This is a genomic window from Acidovorax sp. A1169, from assembly GCF_030704685.1.
Classification (GTDB): domain Bacteria; phylum Pseudomonadota; class Gammaproteobacteria; order Burkholderiales; family Burkholderiaceae_C; genus Acidovorax.
This window is the reverse complement of record NZ_JAUZDX010000002.1, coordinates 533,565-548,484: the sequence shown is the minus strand read 5'-3', so window position 1 is coordinate 548,484 and position 14,920 is coordinate 533,565. Positions and strand designations below refer to the sequence as shown.

The window sequence follows — 14,920 nt, the reverse complement described above, 5'->3', positions numbered from 1 at the left end:
GGGATGCGCCCGTTTGTCATTCCGACACCCGGACGGGCACACCCAAAAGACCGATAATAGAGGAGCACCTACCAATGAGCATCCGCCACACCTTGCTGGCCAACAGCGTCGCACTGGCCTTGGCCAGCCTGACCGCCTGCGGCAGCACCACCCCGGCCGTTACGGCTTCGGCTCCACCGGTTGCCGCCGTGCAGCAGACGGCAGCGGCCCAGGCCGCCAGCGCCGCCTATGACTTCGACATGGACGTGTTCCACCCCGTGGTGGCGCGCAACGGCATGGTCGCGACCGAGCAGGAGCTGGCCTCGCAGATCGGCCTGGATATCCTGAAAGCCGGCGGCAACGCGGTGGACGCGGCCGTGGCCATCGGCTTTGCGCTGGCGGTGGCCCTGCCCAATGCGGGCAACCTGGGCGGCGGAGGTTTCATGATGGTGCACGACGCCAAGACCGGCAAGAGCGTGGCCCTGGACTTCCGTGAAGTGGCGCCCAACAAGGCCACGCGCGACATGTACCTGGATGCCAAGGGCAACGTGGTGGACGGCAAGTCGCTGTACACCCACTACGCCGTGGGCGTGCCCGGCACCGTGGCCGGCATGGAGCATGCGCTCAAGACCTGGGGCACCCTGCCCCTGTCGCGCGTGATCGCCCCCGCCATCGAGCTGGCGGACCGTGGCTTCCCCGTGAGCGAAACCCTGGCCAAGATCCTGGACCAGGAAAAGAAGAACATGGGCAAGTGGCCCGCCACCCAGGCCATCTTCTGGAAGAACGGCGCGCCGCTGAAGGTGGGCGATGCGCTGGTGCAGAAAGACCTGGCCCAGTCCATGCGCCTGATCGGCCAGCAGGGCGCCAAGGCGTTCTACGAAGGCGAGATTGCCCAGAAGATCGCCGCCGAAATGGCACCGCACGCCGGCGCCCTGACGCTGCAGGACCTGCGCGAGTACAAGGTGGCCGAGCGCGTGCCCACGCGCGGCACCTACCGCGGCTATGAGATCGTGACCATGCCGCCACCCTCCTCCGGCGGCCCGCACCTGGTGCAGATCTTGAACATGCTGGAGCCCCTGCCCCTGGCCCAGTGGGGCCCCAACAGCGCCCAGACCATCCACTACATGGCCGAAAGCATGAAGCTGGCGTACGCCGACCGCGCCGAGTATCTGGGCGACCCGGACTTCGTGAAGATCCCCCTGAAGGGCCTCACCTCCAAGCGCTACGCCGAATCGCTGGCCAAGGGCATCGACGCCAACACCGCACGCAGCGGCAAGAGCATCAAGCCCGGTCAGCCCCAGCCGTACGAGAGCGACCAGACCACCCACTACTCGGTGGTCGACAAGGCCGGCAACGCCGTGGCCGTGACCTACACGCTAAACACCAACTTCGGCAGCGGCATCGTCGCCAAGGGCACGGGCATCATGCTCAACAACGAGATGGACGACTTCTCGGCCAAGCCCGGCGTGGCCAATGCCTACGGTCTGGTCGGCGGCGACGCCAACGCCGTGGCCGCCAAGAAGCGCCCCCTGTCTTCCATGACCCCCACCCTGGTGCTCAAGGACGGCAAGCCCACCCTGGTGACCGGCAGCCCCGGCGGCGCGCGCATCATCACCACGGTGCTGCAGACGGTGGTGAACACGATTGACTTCGGCATGAACCCCGCCGAGGCCGCAGCCGCACCGCGTGTGCACCACCAGTGGACGCCTGACGAACTGCGCGTGGAAAAGGGCTTGTCGCCCGACACCCTGGCACTGCTCAAGCAACGCGGCCACAACATCGCTGTGAAGCCATCGATGGGGCGTACGCAGACGATTCAGCTGCGCAGTGGTGCGCTGTATGGGTACTCGGATCCGCGCAATCCGGATGGGAAGACGTTGGGGTATTGATGCACGGCCTGACTTGCCCGCTCCGCAGGCCCGTCATGGTTGATTCATAGCTCAGCCAACAAGGCACCAACGAACAAAGGCCGCGCCCTGTGAGGGGCGTGGCCTTTGTCCTTGTCGTGCCTGTGCCGGGTTTATCGCCTCAACAAACTGGCCCAAAAATCATCGCCGTAGCGGACTGCGCAGAACGCAAACACCAGGCAGAAGCCCATGGTGATGGCCAGCATCGGCAAAAAGCCGGAGAGCTTCAGTCTAAAGCCCATCCAGAAACCCACGAATGCACCAACCAATGCGCCGCAGACAAAGCGCACCACGGTTTCCAGCGGGTCATGTTCTTTCTTGCTACTGAACATTCGGATCACCCTCGCACTTCTAATTTCATGGCCGCATTTTGAGCGAATGCCTGATTCTGTCGCCTGTGCGCCCCCTTCTCAGTAATTTAGACTGACGGTTTCGACTCGTAGCGGTCGGTGGCGACCAAAGAAAAGCAGTCGCTCAACGTTGATTGCAGTCATTCACGTTCGACGGGCTGAGCAACTGCTTCGATCATGACCTGCCAATCGACTCGTCAGTGGTTTATGGCACGAGCCTGCCCAAAACCCCTGCCATACTTTCACCTGACTCCCTTTTTGCGCCAGCCCCGCATGCCTACCATTCTCACGCCGTCCGCAAAACTGTTGCAACTGCTACCCGAGGCGGTGGTGCAGACCGATGCGCTGTGGGAGATCACTTACCTGAATCCGGCGTGGACAACGCTCACCGGCCATTCGGTGGAGGCAGCGCTCGGCAGGTCTCTGCTTGAATTTGTGCATCCCGGCGACATTGGCACCATGCGCTCGGGCATGCCGGTGTTCCGGTTGCGATTTGCCGACGCGAACTATCGCTGGGTGCGTCTGAAACTCCACCCGGAGACGGATGCAGCGGAGCGGGTGATCAGCCGCCAGGGTGTCCTGATCGAGATCACCGAGGTCACCGAGCAGGTGCTGGTGGAGATTCGCCAGCGCTTTTTGCGCTTACTGGAAACCATTGATGGCGTAGTTTGGGAGGCTGAAATCGGCGTGGGCAATACTTTCCTAAGCCCGCAGGTCGAACGGTTGTTCGGTTTCTCCGTGGAGGAGTGGCGGTCTGACCCGGGCTTTTGGCGGGCGCATGTGCATCCCGATGATCTAGCGCAGGCCGTGCTTATCGATGATGCCGCCTACAACGCGACGCACAGCTATGCCTACGAGATGAGTTATCGGCTGATTGCAAAATCCGGCAAGGTCGTGTGGGTGCGCGATCTGTGCCGCGCAGTGGTCGAGCCGGGGCGGCCGAACCGCATGATCGGCCTGATGATCGACGTCACCCAGCAGAAGAACACCGAACTTGAGTTGTTGCGCTCCGAAAACCGCTATTCGCTGGCGACCCTCGGATCCAATGACGGCATCTGGTACTGGGACTTGCGAACTGACGCCCTGCATGCGTCCGGGCGCTTTCACCAGATCGTCGGGCTGGGTAGCGGCGATCTTGTACACGACGGCGGCTGGAGCTTTCTGGGGCAACTCATCGATCCCGAAGATCGCGTGCGCGTGCAAGCGGCCTACCGCAGGCATCTGTCGGGGAACAGCCCGAACTTTTCGGTGGATTTCCGCGCGTTCCACGCGGATGGACGGCTGGTGTGGGTCAATTGGCGCGGGCTCGCCGAGTTTGAAGACAGCGTTGCGGTGCGCATGGCGGGCTCGTTGAGCGATCTGGCTGACCGTGGCAGTTCCTACGATGCGCTGACCAGCTTGCCCGGCCGGCCGTTGTTCCGCGATCGCCTCGCGAATCTCATGGCGCTGCACCAGAACGAGGCTGCGAATGGTGATGGCGTGCCAACACGCGATGGAGCCACCATGTTCGCCGTGCTGCTGCTGGATCTCAACGGGTTCAAAGCCGTCAATGACAACTACGGGCATCATGTGGGCGATCGGCTGCTGCAGCAGGTGGCGCGGCGGCTCGAATCCTGCGTGCGGGCGGTTGATCTGGTCGCCCGCATGAGTGGCGACGAATTCAATGTGCTGTTGGAGTCCATTGATCCCGCTGAAGCCAGCAACCGCGCTCAACAGATCGCCGCCGCCCTCGCAGCGCCTTATGTGGTCGGCGAACACACCGTGATCAGTAGCGCGAGTATTGGACTTGTCAGCAGTGCATCCAGGCTGGCGACGGTGGACGAATACCTGCGCGCCGCAGACACCGCAATGTACCAGGCCAAAAGCCAGTCATCGGGCGTGTGCGTGTTTCAACAAAAGGTGCCAGAGACGACTTCCTGCGCGGCTGACCAGCAGCGACCGAAATACGCACCATAGGGTCACCGCACAGCATTGGCGTGGCAAGCCTTCTCCACATCGAACCAGCCCGGCGGGTCATCGGGTTCGGAGTGCGGGTACTCCTGCAATTTGGAAGGATCGGCCTGGAAGCGCAGAAGGTCTTCAGGGGATACCGAGGCAAACAGGTGGCCTTCCCATGGAGGTTTTTCTTTCCTTTGTTGCATGAAGGCTTGGGCGGGCTTGCAAGCCAGCCCCAACGCCTGCCCGTCATTGTGGCCAAAGCGGCTGCCGTACCCGAGGGTGTTACGTCACTGTGGTGCTGCAGACGTTGGTGAACACGATTGACTTCGGCATGAACCCCGCCGAAGCCGCCGCCGCACCGCGTGTGCACCACCAGTGGACGCCCGATGAGCTGCGCGTGGAAAAGGGCTTGTCGCCCGACACCGTGGCACTGCTCAAGCAGCGCGGGCACAACATCGCGGTGAAGCCGTCGATGGGACGCACGCAGACGATTCAGCTGCGCGGTGGGGCGCTGTATGGGTACTCGGATCCTCGGAATCCGGATGGGAAGACGTTGGGGTATTGAAGGGTTAGGTGATTGGCCCGTTTGCAGCGGCCACGACACTAAAGAAGGCCGCGCCCACCACAACAGGCGTGGCCTTTTTTATTGCAGGCCGGCCAAAGTGACACTAGGAGCGTCCCGACTATGTCAACACCTCACGGGAATGAGTTCAACGCCGCTACCGTTCTTTGCCTCTCCTCCGCATCGGCTGGGATTCGAATCGTCAGTCGTGCCGCTTGGTTCGTCCGAGGCGCCAAAATTTGGCAATGGGGATGTCGAAGATCCTCGTCTCGTCACCAAACATAGCGGTATCCCGCTTTACACACTTACAATCGGTGCGGGGTTTTTTACCGAAAATCAAGCTACCAGACTCAACGAATGAACCTCAAAATTAAGGCACCCCGCGGACAAGCCACTGCCGATGGAGCAGCAGGGATCGATGCCCTTGATACCTCGTTTCTTTACGAGGAACTTCGTCGAAATTACGTGACGCACCGAAAAACTATTGATGTTGATTTTCGGGAGATGGTTTCATGGATAAAAGGTGGTGATCAGCTTACTCACCATATTCATCCCTACCCCGCTAAACTCCTCCCCCAAATTGCAAACTTCTTCTGCCGTGCATCCATTCTTAAAGAAGCCTCTGGGATCCTGCTTGACCCATTTTGCGGGTCAGGCACCGTCGCGCTTGAAGCCTCAATGGCGGGTATACAGCCTTACGTAGCAGACGCGAATCCATTTGCTCTAATGCTCTCAAGGGTCAAAACAACTCCCTATTGCGTAAAGGAACTAGAGGAATGCCTGGAAACTCTTAGAAGCCGGTCCGCCAAATTTCGCTCGGCACCAAAGGTTGAAATTGTAAATTCTGACCTCTGGTACTCGGAAGAAAACAAATTCGCACTTGAACGAATTATTCGATCAATTCATGAGCTAGAAGACAAATCGACGCGAGAATTTTTTCTTATCTGCTTTTCAGTTCTGGCCAGAAAAATAAGTTATGCAGACCCGAGGGTTAACGTCCCAGTCAGACAGAAAATCAAAGATAGCTTCTCACCGGCAGCAAAGGCCTCAGTTCAAGCTCGGTTTGATTGGCTAAAAAATGTTTCCGCGTTCGATGAATTTTCTAAAATTTGCAACTCCAATATTAATAGAGTCGCGCTTACAAACAATGCATACCCTTCCCGGAATTGCATTAAAGAACTGGGTGATGATGCTCGAAATCTTAGATCTGGACGCAGACGATTGGGAGCGCCACTGCCTGATTCCTCTGTCAGCTTGATCATTACGTCGCCACCTTACGGAAGCGCACAAAAGTATGTTCGAGCATCTAGCCTTGCACTTAACTGGCTGGGGTTAGCGGCGCCCAAAGATCTTTCTGCTCTCGAGCGCCGCTCTATTGGCAGAGAGCATCTCTCAGAGAGAGAGAGTCTAAGTCTCGAAGGAATTTCGAAAAAATATCGACACCAACTTGATAGAATATCTCGTGTAAACCTTCTTCGAGCCAAGCTAACCGCAACATATATGCGCGAGATGAGCTGTGTGGTGGCAGAACTGTCCAGAGTAACAGCTTCAGGAGGCAGAAATGTCCTTATCGTCGGTAACAATCAAGTGTGTGGAGAAGTTATCTCCAACGATCAATTCTTGCAAGATTGTTTTGAATCTCATGGGATGACTACTGAATTGTCCGTTCGGGATGACATACGAGCACGAGGCTTAATGACAACCAGAAATCGAGCTACTCCTGCAATTTCTCATGAAACTGTGCTCGTTTTTAGGAAAGGTGCCTGATGTATAGGCCTGAGCTCGAGCGTCGACTGCATTCGCTTGCAGAGCAAGCTTGGGATGAGGAAGTAAGATGGCCTCAAATTGAGGCGTGGACAAAAAACTTCACGGGCCAAACATGCACAACGGATGAAGAGCAAATTTATGCACTCTTCGCTCTGACCCGATTTACGTATTTCGGAAAAAGATTGGTGAGGGAAATGCTACGATCTCTGTATCGAGATCATTTTGAGGCACCAATAATGCAACGCATCCGCCGAAATCTCGGTGGAACAAAGAATATTGCGCAAATTCAAGAGGTCTATGAGCGCGAACTCAGGTCGACACGCTTTATAAGCGTAGGCAATCCATCAGAAAGTGGCGCCCACCTTTTGTACTATTTTCGACAGGTAAATTATCTCTCAAAAAACTTATTTTGTGATTTTGCTCAGGCATTTTCAACCAGTGTTTCAAAAAATGCGAAGGACTCGACCGTATCCCTATTGCCAAGGGAAACGGGCGTCTCTAGGATCGTATTTTTTGATGACCTCGTCGGCTCAGGGACGCAGATCACGCGTTACCTAGGTGATTATCTTCCTAAGATTCGACTTGGCACCTCTGGAATTGATCTCCGATTCATGAGTCTGTTTGCTACAACGCAAGGGCTGACCCGACTCAATTCTCAGGCTCTTTTTGATGGGAAGAGTAGCACGCTATTTGAACTTGATGACACTTACAAAGCTTTTGATGTCAACTCGCGCAGTCTTGCAAGTGCGCCAGAGTGGTTCGAAAGAAGCAAGCTAGAAGCGCTTGCAAAGCATTATGGTCATGCACTTAGGCCATCCATGCCTCTCGGGTACAAAGACAATCAACTATTAATTGCTTTTTCCCATAATACGCCAAACAATACTCTTCCTATTTTTTGGGATGAAGGAAGTAAGATTGCTTGGAATCCTGTCTTTATTCGCTTCGACAAGAAGTATTAAATTCCATGCAACCTGGTCAAGTAAATCCTTTTGCACTTGTAAGAGCATCCGACTACACGGATGATCAAATAAATGAGCTTTGGGTGGAGCTCGGACCACAGTTGGTTGAAAAAGTCATTGAACCTACCTCAGGAAGCTCAAAGTACATTCTCGGGGGGAAAGGAACTGGTAAGACTCATTTACTACGCTATCACTCATATCAAGTTGCTCGACTCCGATTTGCGAGCGACAGTGGATTAGAGGTACTGAAAAAACTAGGGTATCTGGCCATATTTTTGCGCACAACAGCATTGGATGCGGCAAGATTTGAAGCTATGGATGGGGTGCGGGCAAACTGGCAAATGCTATTCGGCGTCTATATAGAGCTAAGATTAGCAGAAGGCGTGCTGGATGCAATTTGTGATGTTAAATCAACCTCCAGCGATCAGAAATTTGATGATGCTGGATTTATAGAAAAAATATCACAAAGCCTGACATCGACAGCAGTTTCCGAATGTCGGGATGTGCATGATTTCCGAACGTGGGTGATTGGGCAACGTAAAAGTTTCGATGCCGCGATCAACAACGCCGCCTTCTCTGGCGAACTTAATCTGACCATGCCGTTTGCCATTGGCGCCCTATGTCTGCCGATCAAAGATGCCATAGGTTTGTTTCATCCGGATCTTGCAAAAATCCCTCTTCTTTATCTACTCGATGAGATAGAGAACTTATCAGAGCATCAGCAGCAGGTTATTAACTCGCTTATTCGGTATGGTGAAGGCCGCGCCACCTTTAGGGTTACAGGAAGACTGTACGCTCGAAAGACACTGGCAACAATGGGTGGAGGAGAGGAAAATCGACCCAGCTCGGAGTTCAGCGTAACGAATCTAGATCCAATACTAAAGGATCACAATGAATACCCAGAGTTCGCACGAAATTTTATTATCAGCAGGCTACAGCCTAAAATCGGTAACAAACTGAATATCAGGAGTTTATTCTGCGAAATAACTTCGAGCGAATTTTTTGAACCAGCACTTCGAAGCCTCAGGATATCGGATGATGCGCCTTCTTTTATCTCGAATTTCTCTAGAATGCTAGGGATTCCAACTAAGGGCGCCACAAAACATCCGCTATATGGCGTTGTAAAAGCTTTGACTCAACGCTTTCCTACAATACTTGCCAAACTCAATATTTTAATATTCGCAAAGAGATACAAAATTGGCACCAATCCTATAATTCTTTCAGCAGAAGTAGCCAAAGAGGCTCGCGCCTATTTGAGGCATAGCAAAGGCGGGGCTTATGCGAATGCATATGGGCACTATAAAGGCGACTTATTCGCTCAAATTTGTCGAGAGTCGAAGCAGGACGGCGGCGTTCCTTATGCGGGCTGGGATACATTTGTAGATATGTCCTCCGGAAATCCTCGAAATTTGCTTGTTGTACTTGGTGGGGCATATTCTATAGCGGCATTTCGTGAGTTAATGTTCGCCCCTGAAAACCCGCTTCCTGTCGATCTTCAAACTGCCGCCGCCGAAGAGGCAGCGAAATTTATGTTCGAGCAGGACACCAATTACGGCAGTGACTCAGATTTAGCAAAGATTGCAATTGCGCGACTAGGGGTTTTGCTTAGAACTGCAAGGTATAGCCTGAATATTCCAGAAGTCTCGCCATTAGCGGTGAGTTTCTCAAATGAAGGCCTTACACCTCAGGCAAGCCAAGTCTTGCAGTATTCTTTGAACTACTCCCTTGTATTCGAGATACAGGAAGGCAGGCCGGACCGCAACAGCGATCAGCTTAGGCGTAAAATTTTCCTCAATCCTATGCTATCCCCTCGTTGGGGATTGGGCACCGGAAGAAGAGGAGACATTAGTTTGAATGATGAGCTTGTAAATTCAATCTTCGATCAGTCGCGGAAGGCTGAGTTTGATTCACATCTCAAATCGTTGAGTTTAAAGTGGAATGATCCATTTTCAACATCTTCCAATGAACAGAATCAAACAAAGCTCTTCGAATGAATTATTCAATCTTTTATCGCCGGACAATCGACGTTCATCGAATAACCGAAGAGGCAATGAAGTCTGATATATTTATTTCAGCCTATAATTCAAGCGACAGAGTTTTGAAGGTTTTTTCGCAAATTCAAGCAGATCGGAAAATTTGGTTTGTTCAACCGGAATATGGATACACAGAAAAAGAAGTACAAGACAAAATTTCCGATTCAGAGTTTATAGCTCCAAGCTCGCTTGACGAAATTTCACAAAGCAATGCACTTCTAGCCAAACTAGGGGACATCTCCGGAAAAAGCATCTGCATCGATATCACCGGATTTATGCGGCACACTCTGACGCATTTAGTAGGCAAGCTCGCCTATCTTGGATTGAATGAGTTTGTCGCATTATACTCCGAACCGCAAATATATAAAAAACGAGAAGAGACGTCCTTTAGCACCACTACATCTGGAGTCGTCAGGCCGGTACGCGGCACAGCACTCAGCACTCCCACCAATGTGAAGGATCAGCTTATTATCGCAGTTGGATACGATTTCAAGCTCATTTCCGAGGTTGCAAGCTACAAAGACGATGCCGACGTGCACCCTCTTTTTGCATTTCCATCACTTAGCGCTGACATGTATCAGCAAAGTGCAATTAAGGCCGCTGAAAGCGGGGCTGTCGCCAAGCGTCATGAATGGATAACCAATCGTCGCTTTGCACCTGCGAATGATCCATTTTCAACTGCTGGAGTGATAAGTGAGATAGTTTCGTCTATTGACCGAGAAAAGCCTTCTGCAAATATCTATTTGGCTCCACTATCAACAAAGGTACAAACCTTAGGAGTGGCCCTCTATTGGCAACTAGAGGGGCGTGTGCGCGGAGGCGTCACTGTATTGCTCCCCGAATGCCTTACATACTCCACCGAAACCAGTGAAGGCTTAAAGCGCCTTTGGCAGTACACTGTTGAACTCTAATTTTTCCGAGCTACTTTAAGCTAAGCTGGAAACTACATCCTCTGTAATACGCCTTGTAATATCTAGTCGCTAGTGAGTTTTCACTTACGATTTGCAATTTGTAGCAGCACAGATGTTCATACTGCGGCAGATCTCCTTGCTCGGGCTGTAAGCGCCTCCTATTTCTCAATTCATCTACGTTTCTCTAAGTGGGGCTAAGTCCTCATGACCAAATGTTTTTCGTGCACTCAGACGCTCATGTTCTAGGACTGACATAGTCCAAACATGGAGTCCACCCCCGGGCATACCCTCATACGCCGAAGGCGTCAGCTTGCCTACATTTCTTGTATGCAAGATTTGCTTTCAAGACACAACTGAAGGAGACGGGGCATGCTGCGGTTTTTCAAATCCCTTTTCGGCCAGGTGATCCTGGCCCTCATAGCCGGCGTGGTGGTGGGCCTGGTGTGGCCTGACACCGCCGTTGCACTCAAGCCCCTGGGCGACGGGTTCATCAAGCTGATCAAGATGCTGATCCCGCTGATCGTGTTCTGCGTGGTGGTGCATGGCATTGCGGGCACGGGAGACCTGAAGCGGGTGGGCCGGGTGGGCATCAAGGCGCTGGTGTACTTCGAGGTAGTGACCAGCATTGCGCTGGTGCTGGGCCTGGTGCTGGCATTTGTGTTCGAGCCTGGGGTGGGCATGAACATCGACCCCAAGGCATTGGACCCCAAGGCCATGGGCGCCTATGTGGAGAACGCGGGCAAGCTCACGGGGGGCGGGTTCACGGACTTTCTGCTCAAGCTGATACCCAACACGGCGGTCAGCGCGTTTGCCAATGGCGATGTGCTGCAGGTGCTGTTGTTCTCCATCGTGTTCGGCTGCGCGCTGGCGATGCTGGGTGAGCGCGGGGCGCGGGTCACGGTGCTGATCGAAGACCTGTCGCACGTGCTGTTCAAGACCATGGGCATCATCATCAAGCTGGCGCCGCTGGGGGTGCTGGGCGCGATTGCCTTCACAGTGGGCAAGTACGGCATTGGCTCGCTCAAGCAGTTGGGCATGCTGGTGGTGCTGTTCTATGCGGCGGTGGCGATCTTCGTGGTGGTGGTGCTGGGGTTGATCATGCGGGTGTCGGGGTTTAGCCTGTTCAAGCTGCTGCGCTACCTGCGTGAAGAATTGGCGGTGGTGTTTGCCACCACTTCGTCGGACAGCGTGCTGCCGCAGATCATGGCCAAGCTCAAGCACATGGGCATTCGCGATTCGACGGTGGGGCTGGTGATCCCCACGGGGTATTCGTTCAACCTGGATGCGTTTTCGATCTACATCACCCTCGCCGCCGTGTTCATTGCGCAGGCGACCAACACGCCGATCTCGATGGCGGACCTGCTGACCATTCTGGCGATATCGCTGGTAACGTCAAAGGGCGCGCACGGGGTGCCGGGCTCGGCCATCGTGGTGCTGGCGGCCACGCTGCAGGCGATTCCGGCCATCCCGGCCATCGGGCTGGTGCTGGTGCTGTCGGTGGACTGGTTCATGGGCATCGCCCGCGCCCTGGGCAACCTGATCGGCAACTGCGTGGCCACGGTGGCGGTGGCCGCGTGGGAGGGCGATATTGACCGAGTTCGCGCCCATGCGGTGCTGGACGGCAAGGCCGTTGTACCGCTGAAAGACTGAGCATGCAGCCGCACCATTCCTTGAACCGGCGCCTGCTGGTGCTGACAGGCGCAGCCACCGGCCTGGGCAGCCTGGGCTGGGGTGGTGCTGCCCTGGCACAGGGCAGCGCCGCACCGGCGGACCAGCTCGACCGCATATTGCGCAGCAAAGTGCTGCGCGTGGCGGTGCCGCAGGACTTTCCGCCGTTTGGCTTTACGCGCAATGGTGTGCTCGACGGCTTCGACATAGCCGTGGCGCGCATGCTGGCGGCCGACCTGCGGGTGACCTTGAAGACGGTGCCCGTGGCCAGCGGCGACCGCATGGCGGCGCTGCTGGAAGACCGGGTGGACATCATCATCGCCAGCCTGGGCAAGACGGCCGAGCGCGAACGCGATATCGATTTTTCATCGGCCTACGCACCGACCTACATCGGCGTGTTTGGCGAAGCCGCTGCCCCGGGCGTGGCCGACGCCGCCGCCGCACTCAAGGGGCGGCGCGTGGGCGTGGTGCGCGGCAGCCTGGAGGAGGCCGAGCTCAAGGCCCAGGTGCCGCAGGCCACGCCGGTGCTGTTCGACAGCTCGGCCCCGCTGCTTGATGCCTATGTGCGCCACAACGTCGATGCCTTTGCGGCGGGCAACGTGGTGGCCGAGTCGATACCCGACACGGCCCTGCGCGAGCGCATTCGCCGGCTGGCCGTGCTGCGGCAAAGCCCCTGCCACATAGGGGTGCGCAAGCGCGAGCCGCGCCTGCTGGCCCGGGTGGATGCCTTTTTGGTGCAGGCGCGGTCTTCGCAGGCGCTGATGGTGAATGCCATGCAGTGGTTCAAGCACAGCCTGTCGCCCGAGATGTTCCGCGACGGCAAAGGTTGATACGGATTTGCCGTCAACCATACAGCGTCGTTGGGTCGCCTTGCCGTGCTGAAGCACTGTCTGCGGCCACCCGCCTGGCTATGCGGCTGAATCCAGATACGTAGGAACTCCCCCTTTTTTACCCGGCCTGAATCAAGGCACGCCTCCCATCTACCGCCAGAGGCACTCCCCATGATCACTTCACTTCGCACCCGCATCCTGCTCATCACCACCGCCGCCGTGACCACTGCGCTGGCGCTGACGGGGGCGGCCACCTACACCATCGTGCGCTCGGCCACGCTGCAGACCATCGAGGACAACCTGGCGGCCATTGCTTTGGGCAACACGCTGGCCATCGAGAAATGGGTGGCCGCCAAGGCCATGGCCGTACAGGCCAGCGCCGCTGCGGTGGAGCCCGGGGACCCCCGGGGCATCGTGCTGCACATGAACAAGGCGGGCGGCTTCCCCGTTACCACGGCGGGCTGGCAGGACAAGCGCTGGGTGTCCAGCAGCGCCACCACGCCGCCCACCTACGACCCCACGGCACGCCCTTGGTACAAGAGTGCGGTGGCGGCGGGCAAGCTGGTGGTCACCAAGCCCTATGGCGATGCCTCCACGGGCGAGCCCTTCGTGTCGTTCGCGGCGCCCATCGTGCGCGATGGGGCGGCGCAGGGCGCCGTGAGCGGGGCCGTGCCGCTCAAGGGCGTGCAGGAGGTGGTGGCGGCGGTGCACCCCACGCCCAACAGCCTGGGCCTGGTGATCGACAAGGACGGGCTGGTGCTGGCCCACCCCGATGCGCAGCGCATGCTCAAGCCCGCGTCGGAGTTGTCGCCCGCGCTGACCCCGGCAGTGGTGGCAGCGCTGCCGGGCGCCACCCGTGCGCTGGAGGTGGACCTGGGTGGCGCGGCGAAGCTGCTGCGCGCCCTGCCCGTGCCGGGCACGGACTGGTACCTTGTGGTGGCGCTGGACAAGGCCGAGGCCACGGCGGGGCTGGCCAGCGTGCTGCGTGCATCGGCCATTGCCACGGTGCTGCTGGCGCTGCTGGCGGCCGGGGCGTGCGCGCTGCTCACGGCACAGTCGTTTCGGCGCCTGTCGCAGGTGCGCGATGCGATGGACGAGATCGGCTCCGGCGGCGGCGACCTGACCCACCGCCTGCCGGTGACCGGGCGCGACGAGGTGGCGCAGATCGCCTCGTCGTTCAACGCCTTCGTGGACAAGATCGGTGCAGTGCTGCTGGATGTGCGCCAGGGCGTGGAGTCGATGAAGACGGCCACCGACGAGATCAAGGCCGGCAACCACGACCTGTCGCACCGCACCGAGACCTCGGCCAGCAACCTGCAGGAGACATCGGCCTCGCTGTCGCAGCTGACGGCCACGGTGCAGCAGTCGGCCGACTCCGCCGCGCAGGCGGCGCAGCTGGCGCGTGCCGCCAGTGCCGCCGCCGCGCGCGGTGGCGAGGTGGTGGCGGGTGCGGTGAGCACCATGGACGAAATTTCGAGCGCCTCGGCCCGCATTGGCGAGATCATCGGCGTGATCGACTCCATCGCCTTCCAGACCAACATACTGGCACTGAATGCTGCGGTGGAGGCGGCGCGCGCCGGCGAGAACGGCCGGGGCTTTGCCGTGGTGGCCAGCGAGGTGCGCAGCCTGGCGCACCGCAGCGCCACGGCGGCGCAGGAGGTGCGTGCGCTCATCAACACCTCGGGCGCCAGTGTGGCCACGGGCACGCAGCGTGTGCGCGCGGCCGGACAGACCATGGACGAGATCGTGAACAGCATCCAGCGCGTGGCGCAGATCGTGGGCGAAATCAATGGCTCGATGACCGAGCAGAGCGACGGCATCGGCCAGATCAACCAGGCGGTGGCAGAGATGGACCGCGCGACACAGCAAAATGCAGCCTTGGTCGAGGAATCCACCGCTGCGTCGGCGGTGCTCAACGACCAGGCCCACCACCTCTCGCGCACGGTGGCGGGCTTCACCCTAGAAGCCTCCCAAGCGCCCAACCGGGCCCGCCTGCCGGCCCCGCACCACTGACGA

At 57.3% G+C, this 14,920-nt stretch carries 10 protein-coding genes and 1 pseudogene; 10 read left to right on the top strand and 1 reads right to left on the bottom strand.

Going from position 1 to position 14,920, the window contains the following annotated elements:
• Positions 1 to 74 precede the first annotated feature (74 nt).
• A complete protein-coding gene (gene ggt / locus QYL93_RS05790; RefSeq protein WP_305742748.1) occupies positions 75 to 1,868 on the top strand; it encodes a gamma-glutamyltransferase in 1,794 nt (597 codons plus the stop codon).
• Between the two features lie 131 nt (positions 1,869 to 1,999).
• Here ggt and QYL93_RS05785 read toward each other — a convergent pair whose 3' ends face one another.
• Positions 2,000 to 2,218 (bottom strand): hypothetical protein, encoded by a 219-nt coding sequence (locus QYL93_RS05785; RefSeq protein ID WP_305742747.1) that lies wholly within the window; start codon positions 2,216 to 2,218, stop codon positions 2,000 to 2,002.
• 291 nt (positions 2,219 to 2,509) lie between these two features.
• Here QYL93_RS05785 and QYL93_RS05780 point away from each other — a divergent pair, with 291 nt between their 5' ends.
• From QYL93_RS05780 to QYL93_RS05740, 9 genes and pseudogenes are all read left to right on the top strand, one after another.
• Entirely contained in the window at positions 2,510 to 4,192 is a 1,683-nt protein-coding gene (locus QYL93_RS05780; RefSeq protein ID WP_305742746.1) for a sensor domain-containing diguanylate cyclase, read from the top strand.
• A 268-nt stretch (positions 4,193 to 4,460) separates the two neighbouring features.
• Positions 4,461 to 4,739: pseudogene (locus QYL93_RS05775) on the top strand (gamma-glutamyltransferase); the annotation flags it as partial.
• 354 nt (positions 4,740 to 5,093) lie between these two features.
• Positions 5,094 to 6,503 carry a hypothetical protein gene (locus tag QYL93_RS05770; RefSeq protein WP_305742745.1) on the top strand — a complete coding sequence of 470 codons (1,410 nt, stop codon included), beginning with the start codon at positions 5,094 to 5,096 and terminating at the stop codon, positions 6,501 to 6,503.
• Between the two features lie 236 nt (positions 6,504 to 6,739).
• Positions 6,740 to 7,462, top strand: a complete 723-nt coding sequence (locus QYL93_RS05765) for a hypothetical protein (protein WP_305742744.1) — start codon at positions 6,740 to 6,742, stop codon at positions 7,460 to 7,462.
• Positions 7,463 to 7,467: 5 nt separating this feature from the next.
• Positions 7,468 to 9,456: a hypothetical protein gene (locus QYL93_RS05760; RefSeq protein ID WP_305742743.1), complete on the top strand. Its 1,989-nt coding sequence runs from the start codon at positions 7,468 to 7,470 to the stop codon at positions 9,454 to 9,456.
• Positions 9,453 to 10,406 carry a hypothetical protein gene (locus QYL93_RS05755; protein ID WP_305742742.1) on the top strand — a complete coding sequence of 318 codons (954 nt, stop codon included), beginning with the start codon at positions 9,453 to 9,455 and terminating at the stop codon, positions 10,404 to 10,406. The genes QYL93_RS05760 and QYL93_RS05755 overlap by 4 nt, the downstream gene beginning before the upstream one ends.
• A gap of 369 nt (positions 10,407 to 10,775) precedes the next feature.
• The gene (locus QYL93_RS05750) at positions 10,776 to 12,056 is read left to right on the top strand and encodes a C4-dicarboxylate transporter DctA (protein WP_305742741.1); all 1,281 of its coding nucleotides are present in this window, start codon (positions 10,776 to 10,778) and stop codon (positions 12,054 to 12,056) included.
• A gap of 2 nt (positions 12,057 to 12,058) precedes the next feature.
• Entirely contained in the window at positions 12,059 to 12,904 is an 846-nt protein-coding gene (locus tag QYL93_RS05745; RefSeq protein WP_305742740.1) for a transporter substrate-binding domain-containing protein, read from the top strand.
• A gap of 171 nt (positions 12,905 to 13,075) precedes the next feature.
• Positions 13,076 to 14,917, top strand: coding sequence for a methyl-accepting chemotaxis protein (locus QYL93_RS05740; RefSeq protein ID WP_305742739.1), 1,842 nt, complete (start codon positions 13,076 to 13,078; stop codon positions 14,915 to 14,917).
• Positions 14,918 to 14,920 lie beyond the last annotated feature (3 nt).